24 protein-coding genes are annotated in these 22,811 nt (G+C 43.5%); all 24 read right to left on the bottom strand.

The window, feature by feature from the left end:
- Positions 1-10 precede the first annotated feature (10 nt).
- The gene (gene rpoD, locus B1K52_RS12185; RefSeq protein WP_077308616.1) at positions 11-1,132 is read right to left on the bottom strand and encodes an RNA polymerase sigma factor RpoD; all 1,122 of its coding nucleotides are present in this window, start codon (positions 1,130-1,132) and stop codon (positions 11-13) included.
- A gap of 39 nt (positions 1,133-1,171) precedes the next feature.
- Complete coding sequence (dnaG, locus tag B1K52_RS12180; protein WP_077308614.1) at positions 1,172-2,995, bottom strand: DNA primase; 1,824 nt, start codon at positions 2,993-2,995, stop codon at positions 1,172-1,174.
- 23 nt (positions 2,996-3,018) lie between these two features.
- Positions 3,019-3,489: a YaiI/YqxD family protein gene (locus B1K52_RS12175; RefSeq protein ID WP_077308612.1), complete on the bottom strand. Its 471-nt coding sequence runs from the start codon at positions 3,487-3,489 to the stop codon at positions 3,019-3,021.
- 170 nt (positions 3,490-3,659) lie between these two features.
- Positions 3,660-4,760 (bottom strand): acyltransferase, encoded by a 1,101-nt coding sequence (locus B1K52_RS12170; RefSeq protein ID WP_077308610.1) that lies wholly within the window; start codon positions 4,758-4,760, stop codon positions 3,660-3,662.
- Positions 4,761-4,905: 145 nt separating this feature from the next.
- On the bottom strand, positions 4,906-5,721 hold the full coding sequence (locus B1K52_RS12165; RefSeq protein ID WP_077308608.1) for a pyruvate, water dikinase regulatory protein: 816 nt from the start codon (positions 5,719-5,721) through the stop codon (positions 4,906-4,908).
- Between the two features lie 21 nt (positions 5,722-5,742).
- Positions 5,743-6,375, bottom strand: a complete 633-nt coding sequence (locus tag B1K52_RS12160; RefSeq protein ID WP_077308606.1) for a transcriptional regulator CcpN — start codon at positions 6,373-6,375, stop codon at positions 5,743-5,745.
- A gap of 28 nt (positions 6,376-6,403) precedes the next feature.
- Entirely contained in the window at positions 6,404-8,491 is a 2,088-nt protein-coding gene (glyS, locus tag B1K52_RS12155) for a glycine--tRNA ligase subunit beta (protein WP_077308604.1), read from the bottom strand.
- Entirely contained in the window at positions 8,481-9,371 is an 891-nt protein-coding gene (gene glyQ / locus B1K52_RS12150) for a glycine--tRNA ligase subunit alpha (RefSeq protein ID WP_038561406.1), read from the bottom strand. Before glyQ ends, glyS begins: the two co-directional genes overlap by 11 nt.
- 294 nt (positions 9,372-9,665) lie before the next feature.
- Positions 9,666-10,409, bottom strand: a complete 744-nt coding sequence (recO, locus tag B1K52_RS12145) for a DNA repair protein RecO (RefSeq protein ID WP_077308602.1) — start codon at positions 10,407-10,409, stop codon at positions 9,666-9,668.
- Between the two features lie 23 nt (positions 10,410-10,432).
- Complete coding sequence (locus B1K52_RS18425; RefSeq protein ID WP_077308600.1) at positions 10,433-10,591, bottom strand: YqzL family protein; 159 nt, start codon at positions 10,589-10,591, stop codon at positions 10,433-10,435.
- A 108-nt stretch (positions 10,592-10,699) separates the two neighbouring features.
- Positions 10,700-11,608 carry a GTPase Era gene (gene era / locus B1K52_RS12135; protein WP_077308598.1) on the bottom strand — a complete coding sequence of 303 codons (909 nt, stop codon included), beginning with the start codon at positions 11,606-11,608 and terminating at the stop codon, positions 10,700-10,702.
- Between the two features lie 469 nt (positions 11,609-12,077).
- Complete coding sequence (locus tag B1K52_RS12130) at positions 12,078-12,458, bottom strand: diacylglycerol kinase family protein (RefSeq protein WP_077308596.1); 381 nt, start codon at positions 12,456-12,458, stop codon at positions 12,078-12,080.
- The gene (gene ybeY, locus B1K52_RS12125; RefSeq protein ID WP_077308594.1) at positions 12,427-12,900 is read right to left on the bottom strand and encodes an rRNA maturation RNase YbeY; all 474 of its coding nucleotides are present in this window, start codon (positions 12,898-12,900) and stop codon (positions 12,427-12,429) included. The genes B1K52_RS12130 and ybeY overlap by 32 nt, the downstream gene beginning before the upstream one ends.
- A complete protein-coding gene (locus B1K52_RS12120; RefSeq protein WP_256855903.1) occupies positions 12,900-15,014 on the bottom strand; it encodes an HD family phosphohydrolase in 2,115 nt (704 codons plus the stop codon). Before B1K52_RS12120 ends, ybeY begins: the two co-directional genes overlap by 1 nt.
- 58 nt (positions 15,015-15,072) lie before the next feature.
- Positions 15,073-16,029 (bottom strand): PhoH family protein, encoded by a 957-nt coding sequence (locus B1K52_RS12115; protein WP_077308592.1) that lies wholly within the window; start codon positions 16,027-16,029, stop codon positions 15,073-15,075.
- A 2-nt stretch (positions 16,030-16,031) separates the two neighbouring features.
- Positions 16,032-17,267: a sporulation protein YqfD gene (yqfD, locus tag B1K52_RS12110; protein ID WP_179106541.1), complete on the bottom strand. Its 1,236-nt coding sequence runs from the start codon at positions 17,265-17,267 to the stop codon at positions 16,032-16,034.
- Positions 17,268-17,290: 23 nt separating this feature from the next.
- The gene (yqfC, locus tag B1K52_RS12105; RefSeq protein WP_179106540.1) at positions 17,291-17,572 is read right to left on the bottom strand and encodes a sporulation protein YqfC; all 282 of its coding nucleotides are present in this window, start codon (positions 17,570-17,572) and stop codon (positions 17,291-17,293) included.
- A 92-nt stretch (positions 17,573-17,664) separates the two neighbouring features.
- A complete protein-coding gene (locus B1K52_RS12100) occupies positions 17,665-18,111 on the bottom strand; it encodes a hypothetical protein (protein ID WP_077308586.1) in 447 nt (148 codons plus the stop codon).
- A 22-nt stretch (positions 18,112-18,133) separates the two neighbouring features.
- Positions 18,134-19,126 (bottom strand): flotillin-like protein FloA, encoded by a 993-nt coding sequence (gene floA, locus B1K52_RS12095; protein WP_077308584.1) that lies wholly within the window; start codon positions 19,124-19,126, stop codon positions 18,134-18,136.
- Positions 19,123-19,824: an NfeD family protein gene (locus tag B1K52_RS12090; protein WP_077308582.1), complete on the bottom strand. Its 702-nt coding sequence runs from the start codon at positions 19,822-19,824 to the stop codon at positions 19,123-19,125. The genes floA and B1K52_RS12090 overlap by 4 nt, the downstream gene beginning before the upstream one ends.
- 161 nt (positions 19,825-19,985) lie before the next feature.
- Entirely contained in the window at positions 19,986-20,432 is a 447-nt protein-coding gene (locus tag B1K52_RS12085; RefSeq protein ID WP_077308580.1) for a GatB/YqeY domain-containing protein, read from the bottom strand.
- Positions 20,433-20,453: 21 nt separating this feature from the next.
- Positions 20,454-20,627, bottom strand: a complete 174-nt coding sequence (rpsU, locus tag B1K52_RS12080; RefSeq protein WP_077308578.1) for a 30S ribosomal protein S21 — start codon at positions 20,625-20,627, stop codon at positions 20,454-20,456.
- A 141-nt stretch (positions 20,628-20,768) separates the two neighbouring features.
- Positions 20,769-21,434, bottom strand: a complete 666-nt coding sequence (gene deoC, locus B1K52_RS12075; RefSeq protein WP_077308575.1) for a deoxyribose-phosphate aldolase — start codon at positions 21,432-21,434, stop codon at positions 20,769-20,771.
- Positions 21,435-21,460: 26 nt separating this feature from the next.
- Positions 21,461-22,807: a tRNA (N(6)-L-threonylcarbamoyladenosine(37)-C(2))-methylthiotransferase MtaB gene (gene mtaB, locus B1K52_RS12070; RefSeq protein ID WP_077308573.1), complete on the bottom strand. Its 1,347-nt coding sequence runs from the start codon at positions 22,805-22,807 to the stop codon at positions 21,461-21,463.
- Positions 22,808-22,811 lie beyond the last annotated feature (4 nt).

Here is a 22,811-nt window from a genome sequence, read left to right as displayed (position 1 = left end):
CGCAGCCTTCTTATTCTAGGAAATCTTTCAACCGCTTGCTTCGGCTTGGATGACGAAGCTTACGAAGTGCTTTCGCTTCGATCTGACGAATACGCTCTCTGGTAACGCCGAACACTCGGCCAACTTCTTCCAGTGTTCTCGTTCTGCCATCGTCTAATCCGAAACGAAGACGAAGAACGTTCTCTTCCCGGTCCGTCAACGTATCCAGTACATCCTCCAGCTGTTCCTTCAGCAATTCGTATGCTGCATGATCAGAAGGAGAAGTTGCTTCTTGGTCTTCAATGAAATCACCAAGATGGGAATCGTCTTCTTCACCGATTGGCGTTTCGAGTGAAACTGGTTCTTGCGCAATTTTAAGGATTTCTCTTACTTTTTCCGGTGTGAGTTCCATTTCTTCACCGATTTCTTCTGGTGAAGGTTCACGCCCTAAATCTTGCAATAGCTGGCGCTGCACGCGGATTAGTTTGTTGATTGTCTCCACCATGTGTACAGGAATACGAATTGTACGAGCTTGGTCGGCAATCGCACGCGTAATAGCCTGACGAATCCACCATGTTGCATACGTACTGAATTTAAAACCTTTACGATAATCGAATTTTTCTACCGCTTTAATTAGCCCCATGTTACCTTCCTGGATTAAATCCAAGAATAGCATACCGCGACCAACATAACGTTTTGCAATACTGACGACTAGTCGCAAGTTTGCTTCCGCCAAACGGCGTTTCGCCATCTCATCTCCGGCTTCAATTCGTTCAGCAAGCGCAATCTCCTCTTTCGCTGACAAAAGATCCACTCGGCCGATCTCTTTCAAATACATACGAACAGGATCGTTGATCTTAATACCTAGCGGTACACTAAGATCGTTTAGATCAAATTCTTCTTCTTTTGCTATTTGCTTCATATTAGGGTCTTGGTCAGATTCTCCGATCACTTCTACACCTTGTTCGTTCAAGTGTTCGTAGATTTCATCCATCTGATCGGAATCCAATTCGAAGTTCGCCAAACGCTCACTTACCTCTTCATAAGCGAGAACTCCGCGCTTCTTACCCATTTCAACAAGGAGATCTCTTGCTTGCTCCAATGTCATTTCAGTCTCATTCACTTTAGAACCTGCTGGCTTATTCTCTGCCATTAGTCCTCCTCCTTCCAAAACATCAAAAGCTATCTATTATTACAGAGAACTTTTTAAAGTTCTACGTATTTCCATGATTTTCATGGCTATCTGTGCTGCTCGGATCGGATCATTCTCCTGTTCTGCCTGCCGCTGTTCGGCAAGCAATTGACCAATATCCGTTTTATTGACCTGTTCGCGCTTAATCGTACGAATATAATCACTAATTTCCTGGTCACTTACATCTTCTGTCACCGGCAGCATGGCTGTCTGAATGACCAGCTGCTGCAAGGCTGGATCTTCCAATGTTGAAACGAATTGACTGACATCCGCTTCATTGCCTTCTTCATAAAAAGCATACAGATGCGTGACAATCACTTGAAACTGATCGGTTATGAAAGAAGCACCAACTTCTTCTTGCACCTTATCTGCAATTGTCGCTGTTCTAAGCATATGCGCTAACAGCTGTTTTTCTGCAGCTTGAAATGCAGATGGTATTTTTTTTTCAAAATGGCGCGATTTCTGCTTCGCTGCCGGAGTCGTCTCCGGACTGCTCACTTGCTTTTTGGCAGCACGCTTTCGAAGCCTGGGCTCCAAATCAGAGGCAAGCGTCTCTAGGGATAGATCCATTGCATGAGAAAGCTCCCGTAAATAGTGTTCCCTTTCTACAGAGCTTTCAATCTGCGCAATCTCATCCAACACTTTTTCTACATACTGGAGACGATCTCCTTCTACCGATAAGTTGAAGTCCTGTTTCAAATATTGCATCATGAAAGAAGTTGCTGTCAGCCCGGCATCAATAATGGAGCGTTTAAATTTCTCTGCTCCATGCTCACGAATATAATCATCAGGGTCAAGCCCGTCTCGCAGCATAGCGACACGCACGTGATTGCCTGTCTTTTTCAGGATTTGCAGCGCTCGATAAGACGCTTCAAATCCTGCCTTATCACCGTCGTAGCAAATGACAACTTGCTCTGCGTATCGTTTCAAAAGCCGCGCCTGCGTTTCGGTCAAAGAAGTCCCGAGTGTTGCCACGCCATTCCGTACATCAGCCTGATAAGCTGCAATCACATCGTTATAGCCTTCAAATACAACAACCTGCCCAGTTTTACGAATTTCGCTCCTAGCCAAATCGAAATTGAACAGCATTCTTCCTTTTTGGAAAAGATCGCTCTCTGCACTATTCAGATACTTTGGTTCTTGTCCATCTCCCAAAGTACGTCCGCCGAATCCGACTGTTTTTCCAAGATGATTCCGAATCGGGAAAATAACTCTCCCCCGAAAGCGATCTTGAGGTTTCCCTTCTTTATCGGTCGAAAACAGACCAGTATGAAGCAAATCTTGCGGCTTGTACCCTTTTCCATCGAGAAATTTCACCGTGAAGTCCCTGCTGTTCGGAGCAAAGCCAAGCTTAAACGTATCAATTGTTTCCTCTGTTAGGCCTCGGCCGAGCAAGTATTCATAGCCAGACTTACCTTCTTTTGTATTGCGAAGCAAGTTATGATAAAGTTTTACAACCCATTCATTTGCCTCTAAGGCTGTCTGTTCTTCACGAGATGTCCCGCTATCCTGCTGTTGTGCTACATAGTCTGGAATTTCTGTACCGCTTCTTTGTGCAAGCTGCTGAACAGCTTGGGAGAAGGACAGACCTTGCAGTTCCATTAGAAAAGTGAACACATTCCCGCCTTTACCGCACCCAAAGCAATGGAAAATCTGCTTTTCTTGCGTAACGGAAAAAGATGGGGATTTCTCCCCGTGAAAAGGACACAAACCAAAGTAGTTACGGCCTTGTTTTTTCAATTGAACATGCTCGCCAACTATGTCGACAATATCATTCGATTTACGGACTGTTTCCACTAACTCCTCTGGTATCGTACCAGCCATCTCACATCACCAACTTATATAATTCAACAACGCCCGTCGAATTCCTGCATTTTTCGACAATATGACGAAAAAAAATCAAGAAATCTTTGTTTATCTGCTGCTGTAAGCTTGGAAGGTCCTTTTATCCGTTTGCCTTGCCGCTGGTTTTGGATTCGCATATGCTTTCGCAAAAGTATCTCGTCTGCATCTGCATCTGTAATCTGCTCTCCGCGTGGTGTAATAACTGTTACATCCTTAGCAGTAAGCAAGGTAGCTAAGGCAAGATCCTGTGTTACAACGCACGCACCAGGACGAACGCGGTTTAAAATATACCAATCCACTGCCTGGTCCATTGGATCGAGTACGATCCAATTGGCATCAGATTCACCGCTCAAATGATTGATTGTTGTTACAAAACGTACGGGCACGTGATAGGCTGCACATGTGGAGATAATCTCCTGCTTAACGGGACAGCTATCCGCATCCACATAAACAAAAGGCTTATGCAATTTCATGACTCACTAATTCTACAATAAATTGCGGAATCCTTCCTTTTTCGTAAAATTTTTATAAAGCTTTTTAACACAAGCGTTGCCATTTATACTCAAATCATACTAACAACATTTTTTCACAAAAATCAATTATAATACAAACTAATTTAAAATGCCATCATTTTAACTAATTATCAAGATGCTTTATCCCGCTTTATCTGCTGGCTCTGCCTCGGTAATTTTCCAAAAAACAATGCCGCAAACGGAACAAAACGATGAAAGAGGTAAATAACAAAGAAGCAAATTACCATCGTAAGTAAATACCGCAGCAAAATCTGAACGTGAAAGAGATAATTGCTGTACGCCGGTATACTTCTTGACACATAATCTAAAAGAAGCGGGTGTAATAAGTAAAACCCAAAGGAATAACTCGCAATTTGCTGTAATTTGGACATCGTCGAAACGGAAATCCTGTCGGAAAGCGTCTCCGCCAGCCTGAAGATTCCATAGCATCCCGCCGCCAAGAAGATATAGTTCACCGTTTCATAAGGAATATTGTTCCATTTAATTGTATTAAGTGTTCCGGCATTATAATAATAAATTGCGATAGCAGATCCTGCTAATAAGCTAACAGTTAACCAAACTGCTGTTGACCATCTGCCGCTTTTAGCTTTTTCCCTATCATAGTGGAGACCAATCCATCCGCCAAGAAGAAGCGTACCCATTAGCTGAAGAAACAGCGGAAATGGACTGACCGGCCAATATGTTGTAAGGGCAATATATCCAAGCTGCAAGAAGCCGCCAAAGGCAAACATGTATTTTCTGAAGAAGGCAACCTTGTGATCCAGCCAAATGAACAGCGGCAGCACAAGATAAATTTGTACGATTAGAAAGATAAAATGCAGCTGATAATAGCTTTCTCCAAAAAAAATTCGTTTGGCGACAGCTGCAGGATTTAAATCTCCGAAACCAAGCATCACTTTATGGAGCTCATAAATGAGTGCCCAAATAATGTAGGGTATCAGTATAAAACTGACACGTTTTTTATAGTAATCTTTCCATAATCTCTTTGTTAATGTCTTATGCTTGTATTGATAAAAGAAGACCAATCCAGTGATTGCGATAAATAAACCTGCTTCAATCCGGATGATCCGGTTAAGAAAGTGGTACTTTTCATATGCATCACTTGCGAACGGCAATACACTGGCATAGGCACCTGTAACGTGAACGAGCACGACAAGTGACATTGCTAACAACCGCATTATATAAATGGATTGAATTTGTTGTTTTTTCATATTAGGTTTCTCCTCACCAAGCATTTACGAAAAAGAAAAGGTAACAACAGCCTTTCTGTCGTTACCTCTTCTGTTGGTATCATAAAGTTCGGGTCAAGTACCGTCAATATGAATTACAAGATCTTAACAATAACTTTGGTGATTCTTAATCTGCAAACAGCTGGCTACGCACCGTTAAAATGCTATTCGCTGTTTCCTCAACTGCTTTATTGGATACATCTATTACGCGACATCCAATACGATTCACAATCTTATCAAAATGCTCCAATTCGTGATTGATGCGATCAATATTGGCATAACTCGCCTGATCACCTAGTCCAAGTGCCTTCAAGCGTTCTTTACGGATATTGTTCAACTTCTCCGGACTGATACGAAGACCGATACATTTGGCCGGGTCAACTTGGAACAATTCTCGCGGCGGTTCGACTTCCGGTACAATTGGTACATTGGCCACCTTCAATCGTTTATGTGCTAAATACTGAGAAAGCGGCGTCTTAGACGTGCGCGATACACCGATAAGCACAATGTCCGCACGAGAAATACCGCGAGGGTCGCGACCATCATCATAGCGAACGGCAAACTCAATTGCTTCAATTCTTCGGAAATAATCTTCATCAAGACGGTGAACAAGACCAGGTTGCAGCTTCGGTTCTTGATGGAACATATCCGCCATCGCATCCATGAGTGGTCCCATTAAATCAATACAAGCAATTCCCTGTGCTTTTGCTTCATTGGTAAGGAATGCACGAAAATCTGGGTTCACCATTGTATATGCAATGATGGATGGTCGTTCACTGGCTTGCCTTAACGTCTCTTCTAGTATCGTCGTATTCTCAACATAAGGAACACGCAGCAATTCAAAAGGCTCTTCCATATTAAATTGGCTAAGCGCAGCTTTAACAACTAACTCCGCCGTTTCGCCTACTGAGTCTGATACGACAAAGACAATTGGTTTCTCCATCGGTTTCCCTCCCGGATTCATTTACATAAGTTCATTTCTGGCAAGTTCAACGAATGCTTTCGTGATCGTTGTTTTTGTAATACGTCCAACTACCTTTGCACCTGCTTCACTCGATCTTTCAATAACAGGTAAACTATCGATTTGTTTTTCAATCAAACGATTGGCCGCTTCTACCAACAGCTCATCTGGATAGCATACTGCAACGTTTGGCATTCGCGTCATGATAATGTGAACTGGAATTTCCTGCAGTACTTGATTCCCGATACTTGCCCGCAGCAAATCTTTTCGAGAAACAACCCCAACAAGATTATTATCCTGGTCCACTGCAAACAGCGTACCTACGTCACTGAGGAACATGGCACTGATGGCATCATAAGCAGAATCGTCTTCCTTTACGACAATAGGCATCGATTGGAATGCATCCACCTTGTACTTCATCAGTTTTTCTGTAATGATCTCCGAGCCTGTCTTGCCTGTATAGAAGTAACCAACACGCGGTCTTGCATCAAGGAAACCGACCATTGTGAGAATCGCTAAATCTGGACGAAGTGTTGCTCGTGTCAGATTCAAACGCTCCGCGATCTGTTCACCCGTTATCGGACCTGCTTCTTTTACAATCGCAATTATTTGCTGTTGTCGTTTAGACAAATCCATGTTCATCACCTCTATCCAAGAACTGCCCTCATTGGACCTGCTTCCACTGTATTTTTGTCACATCTGCATAGCTTAAAATCAATGCAGCCAATTGATTTAACAGCGATAAGCGGTTTGTTTTTAGCTTTTCATCTTCCGCCATTACCATCGTATGGTCAAAGAATGCGTGGATGCTGTCAGTAAATGAAGCAAGTGTATCCAGTGCTTCTTTTGCCTGTCTTTTCGCAGCCGCATCCATGTATACACTACGCTTTTCTTGCAGCATACGGTATAGCTCTTTTTCGTATTCGTTTTCGAATAGAGCCTCATCTACGCCTTCATCTGTCCCTTTTTTCGCTAAGTTAATAACACGTCCAAGCGCTTCTTGGACAGGTTTAAAGGATTCATCTTGACGCAGCGGTTCAAGCGTTTTCGCTCTGGCAACAACATATGGATAGTTACCAATTTGAACAGCTAGTACTGCATCAATTACATCATAGGTTATATTTTCTTCTTTTAATAGCTGGTTCGCACGCTGATAAAAGAAGCTGCGAATATCCTCTGCGTATTTTTCTCTCTCGACAGTTGGCAACGATTGTTCCTCGAATAGTGCAATCGTGCGCTCCACAAGTTCTTCAACCGTAATCTGCCAATCCGTTTTCAACAGCATTTGGATAATACCAGCCGCTTGACGACGCAAGCCATACGGATCTTGGGAGCCTGTCGGTACGTTGCCGATAACCATACTTCCAATTATAGTATCCAATTTGTCTGCGATACTCACAATCGTACCTTCTGTTGATTCAGGGAGCGCGCCATGAGAAGAATTAGGCATATATTGTTCCCGAATTGCTTGTGCTACCTGCTCGTTTTCTCCGAAATGACGGGCATACTTTTCTCCCATAATCCCTTGAAGTTCAGTAAATTCGTTTACCATGTTTGTCACAAGATCAAACTTAGCAATACTTGCTGCGCGTTCAGCGCGAGCAGCAGTTTCTTTGTCTACACCTGCAGCGTCACTGATCATGCTTGCAATCTTCGTCACACGATTGACTTTATCCTGCAGTGTGCCAAGCTCTACTTGATAAATCATTTTAGAAAGCTTCTCAACGCTCTTCTCAATTGACTGTGCTTTATCTTCTGCATAGAAGAATTCGGCATCTTGAAGCCTTGCACGTAATACTTTTTCGTTACCGCGGGCTACGTTTTCCAAGTGATCACTATTTCCGTTACGCACTCCAATAAAATGCGGAAGCAGGTTGCCAGCTGTATCTCTGACTGGGAAATAACGCTGATGTTCCTTCATGCTCGTAATCAATACTTCTTGCGGTAATTCCAGGAATTCAGCAGCATAATCACCATGGAACACGGTTGGGTATTCTACCAGATACAATACTTCTTCCAACAAATCCTCATCAATTGGAATCTGCCAGCCATTCGCTGTTTCCAATTGTTGAATGCCATCTACAATCATCTCTTGGCGTTTCACTTGATCCACAATAACAAACTGATCTGCCAATACCTTCTCATAATTAGCCGGCTCATCAATTTCTGCTGTTTCACCAAGGAAACGGTGGCCATATGTCAGATTGGATGCTGTCGTTCCGGCAACCTCCATTGGAATGACTGCTTCCCCATAAAGTGCAACAATCCAGCGAATTGGACGTGCATAGCGCAAACTACCTGAGCCCCAGCGCATATTTTTCGGGAAGTGCAGGCTTAAAAGCACATCCTTGAAAGTTGGGAGCAGCTCTTCTGCATGCTGTCCTTTGACGAATTTCTTCACAAAAATATATTCTGTTCCATCAACGTCTTTTGTATAAACATCTTCGACCGTCGCTCCTTGGCCGCGTGTAAATCCTTGAGCTGCTTTCGACCATTCACCTGCTTCGTCTTTCGCAATACGAAGTGCAGGTCCTTTCACTTCTTCCTCAATATCCGGCTGCTTGTCAGATAGAGACAGAATAGATACTGCGATACGTCTCGGTGTTGCCTGTACCTTTACTTCATCAAAGGAAAGACCTAATTTTTGCAGCCATTCTGCTGTTTTTGTCTCTAGCTGGCTAATTGTTCCAGGTAAGAAACGTGCCGGCATTTCTTCTAAACCGATTTCGAATAATACATCCTTATTCTGCATGCTCATCCGCTCCTTCTTTCAGCATTGGGAAGCCCAATCGCTCCCGCTCTGCTACATAGCTCTTCGCGATGGACCTAGCTAGATTTCGCACCCTGCCGATATACCCGGTACGCTCTGTTACAGAGATAGCTCCCTTCGCATCAAGTAAGTTAAATGTGTGCGAACATTTGAGTACATAATCATAAGCGGGGAAAACGAGCCCTTGATCCATGATCCGCTTCGCTTCTTTTTCGTACATATCGAACAGCTGGAACAGCATATCCGTATCAGACTCCTTGAATGTATACGTGGAATGCTCGAATTCCGGCTGCTTGAAAATATCAGCAACCGTCACACCATCCGTCCATTCGAGTTCAAATACATTTTCTTTGTCTTGAATGTAGGAAGCAAGACGCTCCAAACCATATGTAATCTCAACTGAGACTGGTTTTGCTTCAAGTCCGCCAATTTGCTGGAAGTACGTGAACTGTGTAATTTCCATTCCATCCAGCCATACTTCCCAGCCAAGTCCAGCTGCACCAAGTGTCGGGTTTTCCCAGTTATCTTCTACAAATCGGATGTCGTGCTTTAATGGATCAATACCAAGTTTGCGAAGAGACTCTAAATAAAGTTCCTGAATATTATCAGGTGATGGTTTCATAATGACCTGGAATTGGTGATGCTGATAAAGACGGTTTGGATTTTCACCGTAGCGGCCATCTGCCGGGCGGCGTGAAGGCTCTACATAAGCCACATTCCATGGCTCAGGACCTAGGCTGCGCAGTAAAGTCATCGGACTCATCGTTCCGGCACCTTTTTCTACATCATATGCCTGCATTAAAAGACAGCCCTGGTCTGACCAATGCTTTTGTAATGTCAAAATCATATTTTGGATATTCATTGGATTCCCTCCATCTTGTTTTCATCAACGTCAGGATGGACGAAAAAATCCCGTCCTTATGCTGTTTGAACAGCATAGGGACGGGATTACCGCGGTTCCACCCTATTTGCCTCCAAATGGAAGCCACTTTTTTACTTTTGCTCAGAAGTGCCTTCTCCGTCTGCCTTTGATCTGGCTCGCACTATCCCAGATTCGCTAACCAAAGGGGGTAAGACGGATACTACTCTTCTTCAACGCAAGCCGTCGATTTTGTCTTAATGATACTAAAATGCCATACTACTTGTCAACAAAGCTTTATTGCAGTTTGTCTAATTGAGATAAAAACTTTTTGCTTTTCAAGAAGTAACCGCCATAACGTTCATAATAGGCATCCAGCAGCTCATTGAGCAGCCGTTTTGTTTCCGGCTTTACGGAAATATTACCGATCCTTGTAATATCAATACTGGTAAAAAGCTGCAAAAGCTTCGTCACCTTATCAGATAGTACGTAAGCATCCGGATCCAATTGCATACAACGACGGCAAAGCATCCCGCCTTCTGGTATAGAAAACTTGTAAGGCAATTCCGTGTTCCCACAATTTACACATTGATGCACTGCCGGTGCAAAACCGCCGCGACGAAACATCTTCAACTCATAAATAATACGTAAAACATCCGCATCTTTCCCGTCATTGATCCATTCGAGTACTTGAAGCAGCTGACGGAACAAATCTGGGTCAGGCTTATTGTTATCTGTCAGTTTATCTGTCATTTCTGCTATATAAGAAGCATAAGCTGTCTTTACGATATCTTCTCGAATGGCACGGAAACTTTGAAGCGGTTCGCCTTGCTGCATAGCTCCCATACCTGAGCCAATTTGTACAAGGAACGATCCGTAGATGAACGGCTGAGCGATAGCCGCCATCCGGCTCTTTGGTTTCTTCGCCCCTCGGGCCATTACAGCAATCTTGCCTCGATCTTCCGTAAAGATCGTAATAATCTTATGAGTTTCCCCGTAATCCTGCGTGCGCAGAATAATTCCTTCTATGTTTTGGAGCAACGCTCTCTCCCCACTCCTGTTGCTTACATTTTCGATTGAAGTCGATTATAGTTCGGAAGTTCTATGATGTTATCTTGTCTAGGAGGTATGAGTGAATTGTACATCGTTTCAATTTCTTTCATCAATAAGTAGGTTTCAATACTCCCGGTCTTGCTAAAGATTTGCCAATGGAAATCAATCACAGGAAGTCCACCTTTCTATGTGTTTTTTTAGAAATGAAATACAAAACTATCTCCTTCTTAGGATGACACCTTCTTCAGAATTCATGTGCTTCAAATATTACCATCGACTTAATATTCGTCGCGGCTAAATCCGTAATCATTAAGCTGCGCTTGCTTGTTCCGCCAGTCCGGCTGCACTTTCACCCAAAGCTCAAGAAACACCTTACTGCCTAGCAGCATTTCAATATCTCTGCGCGCAAGTTTACCAACTTGTTTGAGCATACTGCCTTGCTTCCCAATAATAATCCCTTTTTGGGATTTACGCTCCGTCACAATTGTCGCCTGAATGAAAACCTTCTCCGTGGTACTATGACGATTCTCAATTGCTTCAATAACGACAGCAATAGAATGCGGTATCTCTTCCCGTGTTAAATGCAGCACCTTTTCACGAATCAGTTCACTGACGATGAAACGTTCCGGATGATCCGTAACTTGATCTTCAGGGTAATACTGCGGTCCTTCTGGAAGATAGCCCTTCAATGTATCCAATAAATGAGCCGTGTTGTTTCCTTCCAGTGCACTAATAGGAACAATCTCTGCAAAATCCAACTTGTCCTTATACTGCTCGATAAGTTCAAACAGTTTATCTGGGTGAATCTTATCAATTTTATTCAGAACAAGGAAAACGGGATTGTTGACCTTCTGCAGCCGTTCAAGAATAAACTGATCTCCTCGGCCATAGCCTTCCTCAGCATTGACCATAAACATGACAGCGTCCACTTCATTCATTGTATTTTCTGCAGTCTTCACCATAAAATCACCGAGCTTATGCTTCGGTTTATGGATACCAGGCGTATCAATAAAGATGAACTGTGCGTCATCTTGTGTGAGCACCCCTTGTATCCGATTACGCGTCGTTTGCGGCTTATCACTCATAATAGCAATCTTCTGCCCCACGAAACGATTTAACAAAGTTGATTTTCCAACATTCGGTCTCCCGATGATGGAAATAAAACCAGAACGAAATTCTTCTACCATGCTGTTATATTCCTCCAAGTACTAGTACGACAATAACCTCAAGTACTATTAAAATGTTGTATCTCTATCTTACTACAAATCCCCCGCCACTTCACCCATTCGACAAAAGGTCTTATTAAAATCAAAAGCGGAAAAGGCCGGTTAGAAACGGAACGATAAGTGAGAAGGCCCGGAGTAAGGCGATTTTTCCTTACACAGGGACTTATCGCTTATGGTGTAGTTTCTGGCCTTTGGAGCTAGACGGCAATCAAAAGCGGAAAAGGCCGGTTAGAAACGGAACGATAAGTGAAAAGGCCTGGAGTAAGGCGATTTTTCCTTACGCAGGGACTTATCGCTTATGGTGTAGTTTCTGGCCTTTGAAGCTAGACGCAGAACAAAGTCCAAGAGCCCATGGTAAGCAAGAAAGCCCAGAGCGGAGCCCTCTCCCGCACTCCTTCCTCACAAGAAAAACCGTCCCTAAAGAACGGTTTTACAGTACAGTTAGCATTTTCGGTACGAAAACAATTAAGCCGACACAGATAGCAGTAATGGCTGCAACAAAGACAGCGCCCGCTGAGATATCCTTGATCAGGCCGACTGTTTTGCTTTGTTCTGGTGACAGGTGGTCCATCATGAGTTCAACGACTGTGTTAATCATCTCTGTCACGATGACAAAACCGATGCTTAAGAGCACAGCCGCCCACTCAGCTGCTTCAATACGAAACAGCACGCCCGCTAACAGCGCGATGAACGTCGCTATTGTGTGGATCCGAAAATTCCTCTCATGGACAAATGTCCACCGAATGCCGTTCCATGCATAGCGAAATCCAATGCCGGTCTTAGTTTTCTTCTCGTTTGAGTCCGAATCCATTCAAAATCTCCTCTTGTCTTCCGAACATCTTCTTTTCATCTGCTTCATTCATATGATCATAGCCAAGCAAATGGAGGAAACCATGTAAAGCAAGGAATCCAAGCTCCCGCTCTATACTATGTTCATATTCCTCTGCCTGCTCTTTCGCCATATCGACGGAAATAATAATATCGCCGTATACAACCGGCAGTTCTTCTCCGATGATCTGTGTCTCGCCTTCTCCTTCTTCTTGCATAGCAAAAGAGATAACATCAGTCGGCGTATCCTTTTGGCGATAATTTCGGTTAATCACCTGAATCTCATCATTATCAACAAAGGTGATAGAAATCTCCGCCTCTTTGGTAATGTCCTCTGCATCAGCAGCGTATTGAATCAATCTGTCGATCAGATCAATATAATCTTCTGTGACAGAATTTGTATTATCATGAAAATCAATATGCATTAGTTTGCCTCCTTCACTTTCTCTTCATCTGGGTATTCAATACGGGAATGGAAGATTCCCGTAAGCGCCTGGCAGATTGCTTCTTTGATTTCTTGCAAATCCTGCATTGTCAAAGGGGCGCAATCGAGCTGTCCATCCATTAGTTTATCTTTGATAATAGAGTCGACCAAGCTGCGAATCTTTTCCTGCGTCGGTTCTTTCATAGAACGGACAGCCGCTTCCACCGAGTCACAAATCGACAGGACCGCCGTTTCTTTCGTAGCTGGTCTTGGTCCAGGATAACGATACGTGTCTTCGGTTACATCTTTATTGTATTCCTTTTCTTTGTAATAAAAAAACTTCAATAACGAAGTACCATGATGCTGTTTTGCCATATCCACGATTTCTTTCGGAAAATGGTTATCTTGCAGCATCTTTGCCCCATCATAAGGGTGACGAATAATAATCTCTGCACTTTGACGCGGTGATAAATGATCGTGCGGGTTTTTTCGCCCCATTTGGTTCTCAATGAATAGCTGCGGCTGCCTCGTTTTGCCGAGGTCATGATAATAAGCACCTACTCTGGCGAGCAAACCATTGGCACCAATTGCTTCACATGCGGCTTCACTCAAATTAGCCACCATGATGCTGTGATGGTATGTTCCTGGTGCGTCGGTCAATATTTTTTTCAGCAGCGGATGATTTGGTTTAGAGAGCATCAGCAGTTTTGTCTCCGATAAAACCCCAAAACCCGTCTCAGCAAACGGCAGGATGCCCGCAACAAGAATGACAGTAAGCAAGGCTGACAAAGCTGCGAAACCACAATAAAGAATTATTACATCCCAAGTATATTTCTCGAAAGCAAAGAATACAAATAACAAAACACTAATAATTTGTACACTTGCCAAAAATAATAGCGCCTTTGCCATTGCCCCTTTATCTTTTACATTACGGATAGCATAAACTGCCGCTAGCTGCGCAAAGAGAAAGTAAAGAGCAGCCTCCATATTGAGAGAACCAGGTATCTCATCATTCAGAATAACCCCAGCCAGTACACTGTAGACAATAGCATAGCAGATGGCAAATCGCTGACTTAATAAATGGCGGAATAGTACAGCTGCAACTGCAGTTGGCAGCAGTAAGTAATAATGCGTTTCTGTAGATCCTATCACACTAATTAACTTAAGCAGGATGACAGATACGCAAATAAGCAAGAATACAAACAGCAGTACCGATTTATTCGCTCCAGCATTTTTTTTCGTCGTATGTATTGTTTCAAATGTCAATATGCCTGTCAGGAGTGCTATCAACAAGACAAGTCCAATCAGCGGCAGCACATTCCTCGTTGAATTCAACAAACCAACAAGCCTCAATTCCTCATATACATCATTTGTAATTGTCTGACCTTCTTGTACGATAATCTCACCTGCACGGATCATAACCGCTGCCACGTTCTGCTGAGCTTCTGCCTTTTGAGTGGCAGTCGCTTGCGCATCAAATGAAGCATTCTGCACAATTGCAAAGCTTGTCAAAGAACGCAGCGCTTCCTTCGTTTTGCTGGAAATATCCGCATATCCAATTCGCTCGCGCATTTCTTCCTGCGTCTGCTGCACCTCATCCCGTTTTACGCCATCCTCCAGAAAGTCTGTCATCGCATCTGAAAAGACCTTCTCACTGACCTGTCTTTCTTCCGCTGGAATTTGTACAAGTTGGGCGATTTGCCTATCAGTCAACTCTTCCTTGATTGATTCGGATAGCAGCTGCTTTATGTCCTCGACTCTTTTATCTGTCGACTCTTCACTATCATTCACTTGCCCAATTGCAGTAAAAATCTCATCTACAGCGTCAGTCTTAGCCTCAGTAATCTCTGCGGACACGGTATAGCGATCATCTATTTGCTGTCCCGCCTCCTGCCGCTGCCTTTCTGTCTCTGCTTCGTTCTCAATTGTAATAGGTGACCGGATTGTTTCACTCGCTGTATCATAAATCTGCACATCATAATTTCTCGTCGTTACGTTAGAAGCTGTCGCAATAAAGAAAAAGCACCCAAGCAGTAAGGTCCCGATTAATATTATCGTACGATTACCGGTTTTGGCTTTCCTTTTGAACAGATTTGTGAACTTTTTACCAGCCACTTTCTATCCTCCTGTCCGCTCGAACCGAAAAAGACCCGGTATCGGGCCTTTCGCATTTTTATTCTGATTCGTATGCATCAATGATACGTTGTACAAGCGGGTGACGTACAACGTCTGTCTGTTTCAAGTATGTGAAAAAGACACCTTTTACATTGCTAAGCCTCGTTTCTACAGAGCGTAAGCCAGAAGCTGCGCCTTTCGGCAAGTCAATCTGTGTAATGTCGCCTGTAATAACCATTTTAGAACCAAAACCAAGCCGTGTCAGAAACATCTTCATCTGTGCATTTGTCGTATTTTGTGCTTCATCCAGAATAACAAATGCGTCATCCAATGTACGTCCGCGCATGTAAGCAAGCGGAGCAATTTCAATTGTACCGCGCTCGATCAGCCGGGTTGTCTGCTCCAGTCCCATTACATCATGCAGTGCATCATATAAGGGCCGGAGATATGGATCTACCTTCTCTTTTAAATCCCCCGGAAGGAATCCAAGGCTTTCTCCAGCTTCCACAGCTGGCCGTGTCAGGATAATTCGTTTAACAATACCTTTTTTCAAAGCATTGACGGCCATGACGACTGCCAAGTAGGTTTTTCCCGTACCAGCAGGACCAATACCGAAAACCAGGTCATGCGATTTGATGCCATTCACATAACTGCGCTGACCTAACGTTTTGACTCGAATTGATTTTCCTTTTGCATTCTTTGTTATTTCATCATCAAATAACGTTTCAAATTGATCCAGGCTGTCCTTTTTGGCCAATTCAACTGCATATACGACATCACGTTCTCCAATTGGGATACCGCGTCTAATGACAGCTGACAAGGCTTGCAGCAGCTCTTCTGTTAATCGTACATCTTCTTCTCTTCCGGTTACCCGAACTTCATCACCGCGAGTTACGATGGATACTTGAAATTGTTCTTCAATTTGCTTAAGATGGCGATCTTCTGTACCGAATAAAGCTAATGTTTCGTTGGTATCTTTTAATTGTAAGTTCACACGTTTCACGTCTTCGGGCATAATCAATCTCCTTGAGATAAAGGTTGAGATGTTGCAATATCTTCATTTACTTGAAAGTATAAGATTAATTTAACTTTACCATTCTCGACAGTCTCATGTAAAATTTTTTGAGAAATAATGTCAGACTCTTTGCCGATTTGCAGCTGCAAATCTTGTTTAGCCAGCTTTACCGCCTGCGCCCTGGCTTCTTCTTTCGTCCGCTTCACCTGTTTGGAAACCCGCTCGTATTCGCTGGTTTTTGTAACTCCTAAAGGAAGCTTCCAGCGGAGAAAGCGCAAGTAACGAGTAGAAGTTTGCTCTTGTGCGTCTTTATAGCCGGAATCACCGAAACCCCAGAACGGCACTCGAAAGTTCTCTCCAAACTGTGCGGCATATTTTGTCTCCTGGTTGCCGCTCAGTACGGTATACGTTTCCTTAAGCGGAACTGATACAGATACATTATACCACGTACGAGCAATAACATTACCTGTTGCAGCAACCTGCTTCCGTGTATCCTCCGGTTTTTCCGCTTCCTCTTTTTCTGTTGCAACAGGAGGTTCCTTACCAATTAAACCAGAGACTAGAACGTCGCCAGGTTCCACATAATCGTGAATTCCTACTTGAGGAACCCCTTCCGAGACGAACATGTCCACAATGACACCCTTTTTCTTCGCAACAAGGTGACGCGGTCCGGGTTCTTCTTTTTCTTTCACAATCGTCTTCGGCACACCTTCTAATGCATAGGTTGTCCCTTTTTCTTGTACACCTATCCACAAAAGTTCAGGAATATCCTGTAATAACCGCTGCTGAATATCAACCGGTGCGCCTAAGGTCAATTTGAATGCTCCTAAGCGTACACCATATTCATCTAGCTGCGTCTCGATTTGGTGCTCTAATTCAGGGCTGACACCTTTAATGTCAATCTTCCAGACGGTATTGGAAAGGAGAAAGATACTCAATATACTTATAAAAATGCCTAAGAGCAAAGGTTTCTTATGCAATATAGATGTAAAGAGAAACGGAAACCCATGCTTCGCACGAAATTGAACTTTGTAGCCTGTCCCCCTTCGTTTCATGCGAAGCTTGCTGATATCTTGCTTTCTGATTTTCGCTTCGCATGTTTGATTGTCCTTCTTGACGATATCCCAGACCAGAACCTTCTCCTGAACAAGCTGATTAAAAAACAGCTCTGGTCTGTCACCTTTTATTAAGACTGTTACATATCCAGTAAAATAGATATCCTGTGTGTGTTTCTTCATACGTACCTCCCCGCTCCGCATGCTTATGATTCGATGAATTTAAATTCCTTCATTTTCCCCTCAAGCAGAATTTCCTCCGGCAGCATGACCTTCAATACGAAGGACTCTCCTGTAATGAGCAGAAAGCCCGTGTTAAGCCGCAGTCGGAGTTCATTATCGGAAAAGAGGATCAACCCTCTGTGATTCTCGATATAGGCGTGAAAGTGACCAATGGTCGTTATACGAGGGAGTTCCAACACCACATCAGCAGGCATATCTAGGTGCTCAGTGAACCAGTTTCCGATCCGCTGCTGCCATTTTTTCATTCTCATCAGCTCCCCTCAGCACATTCTATGTTGCAGAGAAGCAAGAAAGAACAATCGATAAGAAGCAGATTGGAAAGCAAAAAAGCGAGCCCTTAATGGACTCGCTTTCCGAATGCTCGATGCGGTTTTTTTGCACGTGGTTCTCCAAGTATTTCTGACCAAATCACCTGTTCTGCTAGCTGTCTGCTAGATAGACGCGTTATGTGAATTGGTTTGGTAACAGAATGATTCTTAGTCTGCTGGCGAGCAGGCGCGGCTTTCTGTACAGCCTTCACCCGCTCAATAGCATTATCAGCTCTGTTCCGAAGCTCATCGACCTGCTTCTCAGCTTGCACAAGTTCAGGTGCTTTTGTCTGTACAGGCTTCTCTGTGGGACGCTCCGCGCTTTGGCGCGGCTGTTTCTCCTGCCAGTTTTTAACCGGAGGCTGCGTCCGCCTTGGATCCTGCTTTTCTTGGTCACCTTTTTTGCCAGCTTGATTGAACAAAAATACAATCCCAGCAATTACGAGCGGAACGAGAAACTGCAGTATGTCGGACATGTTCCCGCCACCTTTCTAAAGCTTACAGCTCGTTGTCTTCTTTGTCACCTTGCGGCAAACCGCCGATGCTGTCTCGCATTGTCGTATCAGCATTAATATTTTGGTAGTTCATATAATCCATTACGCCCATGTTCCCGGAACGAAGCGCTTCAGCAAGGGCAAGCGGTACATCTGCCTCCGCTTCCACAACTTTTGCACGCATCTCTTGTACGCGTGCCAAGTTTTCTTGCTCTTGTGCAACCGCCATTGCCCGGCGTTCTTCCGCTTTTGCTTGTGCGATATTTTTATCCGCCTCAGCCTGATCCGTCTGCAGTATGGCACCGATGTTCTTGCCAATATCAATATCCGCAATATCGATAGACAGAATCTCAAATGCCGTTCCGGAATCCAAACCGCGGTTCAATACATTATGAGAAATTTTATCGGGATTTTCTAGGACATTGGAATGGTTCTCAGAGCTACCAATTGTACTAACAATCCCTTCACCAACACGTGCGATGATCGTATCTTCGCCGGCACCACCTACTAGACGGTCGATATTAGCACGTACAGTAATTCGGGCTTTCGCTTTTACTTCGATACCATCAATTGCAACACCAGAGATGAAAGGTGTTTCAATTACTTTTGGGTTAACACTCATTTGAACAGCTTCCAGCACATCACGGCCTGCCAAGTCAATCGCTGCCGAACGCTCAAATGGTAGTTCAATGTTCGCACGATGCGCTGCGATGAGCGCGTTTACGACGCGGTCTACGTTACCTCCAGCTAAGTAATGACTCTCCAGCTGGTTGGTATCGACCTTTAACCCTGCTTTATGGGCTTTAATAAGCGGGCTGATTACACGGGATGGAATAACACGTCTCAGTCGCATTCCGACAAGCGTAAAGATACTGATTTTAACACCCGCTGCTAGAGCACTGATCCATAATGCAACTGGTACGAATGTAAACAAGATGATCAATGCAATCAGAATGACCGCAGCGATAATAATTGGTACAAGAATCTCTTGGTTCATTTAATTTCCTCCTCATTCGTCAAAGAGCTGACGATGATTTTCGTTCCTTCTGTACGTATAACAACTATTTCTTCTCCACGGTTTATATACCTTCCGTCGGTAATGACGTCCATCTTCCTATCTTCAATCTCCGCCACGCCAGTTGGACGCAGCGGCGTAGTGGTTATGCCACTTTTACCAATAAGCGAAACCAAACTCGGGATGGCATCAGGTCTCAGCGTATCCTGAAGAATAAAGGGTTTGAACATACCTTTTTCAAAACCGACAATACGGATAACATAAACAACAGCAACAACGGTTACAATAAATGCAATACTTACACTTATCATCATATCCGTTTTGTCTGCCGCTATGCGAAATAAAACCCAAAGCAGCCCAACCATACCAAGTATGCCCATAATGCCGCCAGGTACGAATAATTCCAAGACAAGTAATATAATAGCTGCAGTCAAAAGAAGTATATCCGTACCGGACAGGAGCCCTCCTGCGATATGGCCATAAAGGAAAACACCGGCAGCGGCTACCCCTAATATGCCTCCTGCGCCAAAACCAGGAGTGAACAACTCGACCGCCAGCCCTGCAAATGCGATGGACAAAAGAATCGTCACAACAACTGGAGATGTAATCCACGAGGCAATTGTATCGCCAAAAGTGAATGTTGCTGTTTGGAGGCTAGTAACCTCGATATAGTGCAGCATGTGAATCCTCCTGAACGACTTGTTTGTTTCAGTTGTTATGTACAGTTTACCTTTACGTCTCAAATAAGAAAAGGTTTCATTTTTTGAAGCAGTATTTACAAAAAGAAAATCCCAGCCACCATAGTGACTGGGATTTTCTCAGATATTCATATAACTATCAGTTAAGACAAGTGCTTATTCACGATTTTATTAACTAAAGAACCATCAGTTTTACCTTTTACTTTCGGCATGACAGCGTTCATTACTGAACCCATGTCTTTCTTGGAAGTAGCTCCTACCTCCGCGATGGTTTGTTTAATAACGTCTTCAAGTTCTTCTTCCGAAAGCTGTTCCGGCATATAACCTTTTAAAACTTGAAGCTCAGCTTCTTGTTTTTGTACCAGGTCATCGCGTCCAGCTTCTTGGAATTCTTGGAGGGAATCTTTTCGTTGTTTTACCTCTCGAGATAAAACGGTAAGTTCTTCATCTTCTGACAGCGTGTCATTACCAGTACGAATTGCTTCGTTTTGCAGGCTGGCTTTCACCATACGGATAACGCTAAGCGTTTCCTTATCCCTTGCTTTCATCGCAGTCTTCATATCCTGGTTCAGACGTTCTGTTAATGACATATCTCTTTGCACCCTCTTTACTTACTTACGCTTTCTAGCCGCCTCAGATTTTTTCTTGCGACGAACACTAGGTTTTTCGTAGAATTCACGCTTACGGTATTCAGATAGAGTACCGCTTTTAGAAACTGTGCGCTTAAAGCGACGAAGAGCATCTTCAAGAGACTCGTTTTTGCGAACGCGAGTAGTGTTTGACATGCTAATTTCCCTCCCTCCGAAGCATACAACAATGTGCTATCTCATATGCACTGCTGCATATGTCTTTGCTCATTATAATATAATGCTAAATCCTGGTCAATAGAAAGGTGCATAATACTGCGTATTTCATAAAAATTACTATTAATAGTCGCTTGTACCTGCACCGCCTGCAATGATTTGCACGCCTGCACTAGCACCAATTCGTGTAGCACCTGCCTCAATCATCGCAAGTGTTGCTTCGCGGTCACGAACACCGCCGGAAGCTTTAACACCAATATCTGGCCCGACAGTATTACGCATCAAAGCGATATCTGCCACTGTTGCTCCGCCGCCGGAAAATCCTGTAGAAGTTTTAACAAAATCTGCTCCAGCTTTTACTGCAAGCTCACAAGCTGTCACTTTTTCTTCTTCTGTCAGCAATGCAGTTTCAATGATAACCTTTGTCAGCACACCGTCAGCTGCTTCTGTAACTGCACGGATATCTGATTCAACTGTCACCAAATCACCTGATTTTAACGCACCGATATTAATGACCATATCAATTTCTCCAGCGCCTTTTTCGATCGCATCCTTTGTTTCCAAAGCCTTCACTGCACTAGTGGACGCACCAAGCGGGAAGCCAATAACCGTACAAACTTTCACATCAGTGCCTTGCAGTTTATCTGCACAATAAGAAACCCAGTATGGATTTACACAAACAGAAGCAAACTTATGTGCTGCTGCTTCCTCGACAATGACATCAATCTGATCCTTTGTAGCATCCGGTTTTAAAAGTGTATGGTCAATATATGCTGCAATGTTTTCCAAGTGAAATAACCCCTTTTATAGTTAAGTTAGATAGTTACGCTTGTTTTTTCTTCTTCCATCACGCGGACGAATTGGCCTTCGTTATATGGATACCCGGCTTTTGTCAGTTTTACGCGGACAATTTTACCGATCATATCTGGTGTTGCCTCAAATTTCACTTTTAAATAGTTGTCTGTATAGCCAACATATAATGTATTTGATTCGTTTTCATCATAAAGCTCTTCTGGAATGACTTCTAACACTTCATTTTCAAACTGAGAAGCATATTCCTTCGCTTGCTGATCAGAAAGAGCAATTAGACGATGTACACGCTCATTCTTGGTTTCATCATCCACTTGATTAGTCATGCGCGCAGCCGGTGTTCCGGTCCGTTTGGAGTACGGAAATACATGCAGCTCACTATAACCAACTTCTTGGATGAAACGATATGTCTCCATGAATTCCTCTTCTGTCTCACCAGGAAAACCAACGATAACATCACTTGTAATCGCTAAATTAGGCAGTGCTTTTTTCACTTTTTCAATCTTGCTGCGGTAATAATCTGCTGAGTATTTACGACGCATACGTGTCAACACGGAATCAGACCCTGACTGCAGCGGGATATGCAAATGACGGACAATCTTTTCGGATTCATCCAGCACTTGAATGACTTCATCGGTAATTTGACTCGCTTCAATAGATGAGATACGAATACGTTTTAAACCGCGCACGTTCGCTTCTAATTCACGTAATAATTTAGCAAAATTGTAATCTTGCATATCTTCGCCGTAACCCGCTGTATGAATGCCTGTAAGAACGATTTCCTTATAACCAGCATCTACAAGCTGCTGTGCCTGTTTCATAACATCTTCGGGATTACGAGAGCGCAAAAGACCGCGAGACCATGGGATGATACAGAAGGTACAGAAGTTGTTACAGCCCTCCTGGATCTTCAGCGATGCACGTGTCCGATCTGTAAATGCCGGCACATCCATTTCCTCGAATACGCGGTTCTTCATAATGTTGGATACACCATTAATCGGTTCCTTTGTCTTCTTGAATTCTTCGATGTGCGCAATCATTTTATCGCGGCCCTGGGTACCGACTACGATATCAACCCCCGGAATCTCCATGATTTCACCAGGAGATGTTTGTGCATAACAGCCAGTTACACAAATAACACCCTCTGGGTTCTTACGTACAGCTCGGCGAATGATTTGACGACTTTTTTTATCACCAGTATTTGTAACTGTGCAAGTGTTGATCACATACACGTCAGATTGGTGGTCAAAATCGACTCTCTCATAACCTTCTGCCTTAAATTTCTGCCAGATTCCTTCTGTTTCGTAATGATTCACTTTGCAGCCTAATGTATGAAATGCCACTGTAGGCATAAAA

The organism is Terribacillus halophilus, from assembly GCF_900162685.1.
In the GTDB taxonomy this organism is placed as follows: Bacteria; Bacillota; Bacilli; order Bacillales; family Amphibacillaceae; genus Terribacillus; species Terribacillus halophilus_A.
The sequence above is the reverse complement of the archived record's forward strand: the minus strand, read 5'-3'. Positions and strand labels throughout refer to the sequence as shown.

What these genes read in the sequence shown, in the direction of transcription:
- yqfD (WP_179106541.1), bottom strand. Translation starts at nt 17,267, where the DNA reads ATGAAGAAACACACACAGGATATCTATTTTACTGGATATGTAACAGTC.
- glyS (WP_077308604.1), bottom strand. Translation starts at nt 8,491, where the DNA reads ATGCAGAATAAGGATGTATTATTCGAAATCGGTTTAGAAGAAATGCCG.
- B1K52_RS12160 (WP_077308606.1), bottom strand. Translation starts at nt 6,375, where the DNA reads ATGGATTTGTCTAAACGACAACAGCAAATAATTGCGATTGTAAAAGAA.
- ybeY (WP_077308594.1), bottom strand. Translation starts at nt 12,900, where the DNA reads ATGCATATTGATTTTCATGATAATACAAATTCTGTCACAGAAGATTAT.
- B1K52_RS12165 (WP_077308608.1), bottom strand. Translation starts at nt 5,721, where the DNA reads ATGGAGAAACCAATTGTCTTTGTCGTATCAGACTCAGTAGGCGAAACG.
- B1K52_RS12115 (WP_077308592.1), bottom strand. Translation starts at nt 16,029, where the DNA reads ATGCCCGAAGACGTGAAACGTGTGAACTTACAATTAAAAGATACCAAC.
- B1K52_RS12130 (WP_077308596.1), bottom strand. Translation starts at nt 12,458, where the DNA reads ATGGATTCGGACTCAAACGAGAAGAAAACTAAGACCGGCATTGGATTT.
- B1K52_RS12090 (WP_077308582.1), bottom strand. Translation starts at nt 19,824, where the DNA reads ATGCTGCACTATATCGAGGTTACTAGCCTCCAAACAGCAACATTCACT.
- glyQ (WP_038561406.1), bottom strand. Translation starts at nt 9,371, where the DNA reads ATGAATATCCAAAATATGATTTTGACATTACAAAAGCATTGGTCAGAC.
- B1K52_RS12100 (WP_077308586.1), bottom strand. Translation starts at nt 18,111, where the DNA reads ATGTCCGACATACTGCAGTTTCTCGTTCCGCTCGTAATTGCTGGGATT.
- rpoD (WP_077308616.1), bottom strand. Translation starts at nt 1,132, where the DNA reads ATGGCAGAGAATAAGCCAGCAGGTTCTAAAGTGAATGAGACTGAAATG.
- B1K52_RS12085 (WP_077308580.1), bottom strand. Translation starts at nt 20,432, where the DNA reads ATGTCATTAACAGAACGTCTGAACCAGGATATGAAGACTGCGATGAAA.
- floA (WP_077308584.1), bottom strand. Translation starts at nt 19,126, where the DNA reads ATGAACCAAGAGATTCTTGTACCAATTATTATCGCTGCGGTCATTCTG.
- B1K52_RS12175 (WP_077308612.1), bottom strand. Translation starts at nt 3,489, where the DNA reads ATGAAATTGCATAAGCCTTTTGTTTATGTGGATGCGGATAGCTGTCCC.
- yqfC (WP_179106540.1), bottom strand. Translation starts at nt 17,572, where the DNA reads ATGAAAAAATGGCAGCAGCGGATCGGAAACTGGTTCACTGAGCACCTA.
- mtaB (WP_077308573.1), bottom strand. Translation starts at nt 22,807, where the DNA reads ATGCCTACAGTGGCATTTCATACATTAGGCTGCAAAGTGAATCATTAC.
- rpsU (WP_077308578.1), bottom strand. Translation starts at nt 20,627, where the DNA reads ATGTCAAACACTACTCGCGTTCGCAAAAACGAGTCTCTTGAAGATGCT.
- dnaG (WP_077308614.1), bottom strand. Translation starts at nt 2,995, where the DNA reads ATGGCTGGTACGATACCAGAGGAGTTAGTGGAAACAGTCCGTAAATCG.
- B1K52_RS12170 (WP_077308610.1), bottom strand. Translation starts at nt 4,760, where the DNA reads ATGAAAAAACAACAAATTCAATCCATTTATATAATGCGGTTGTTAGCA.
- era (WP_077308598.1), bottom strand. Translation starts at nt 11,608, where the DNA reads ATGGTAGAAGAATTTCGTTCTGGTTTTATTTCCATCATCGGGAGACCG.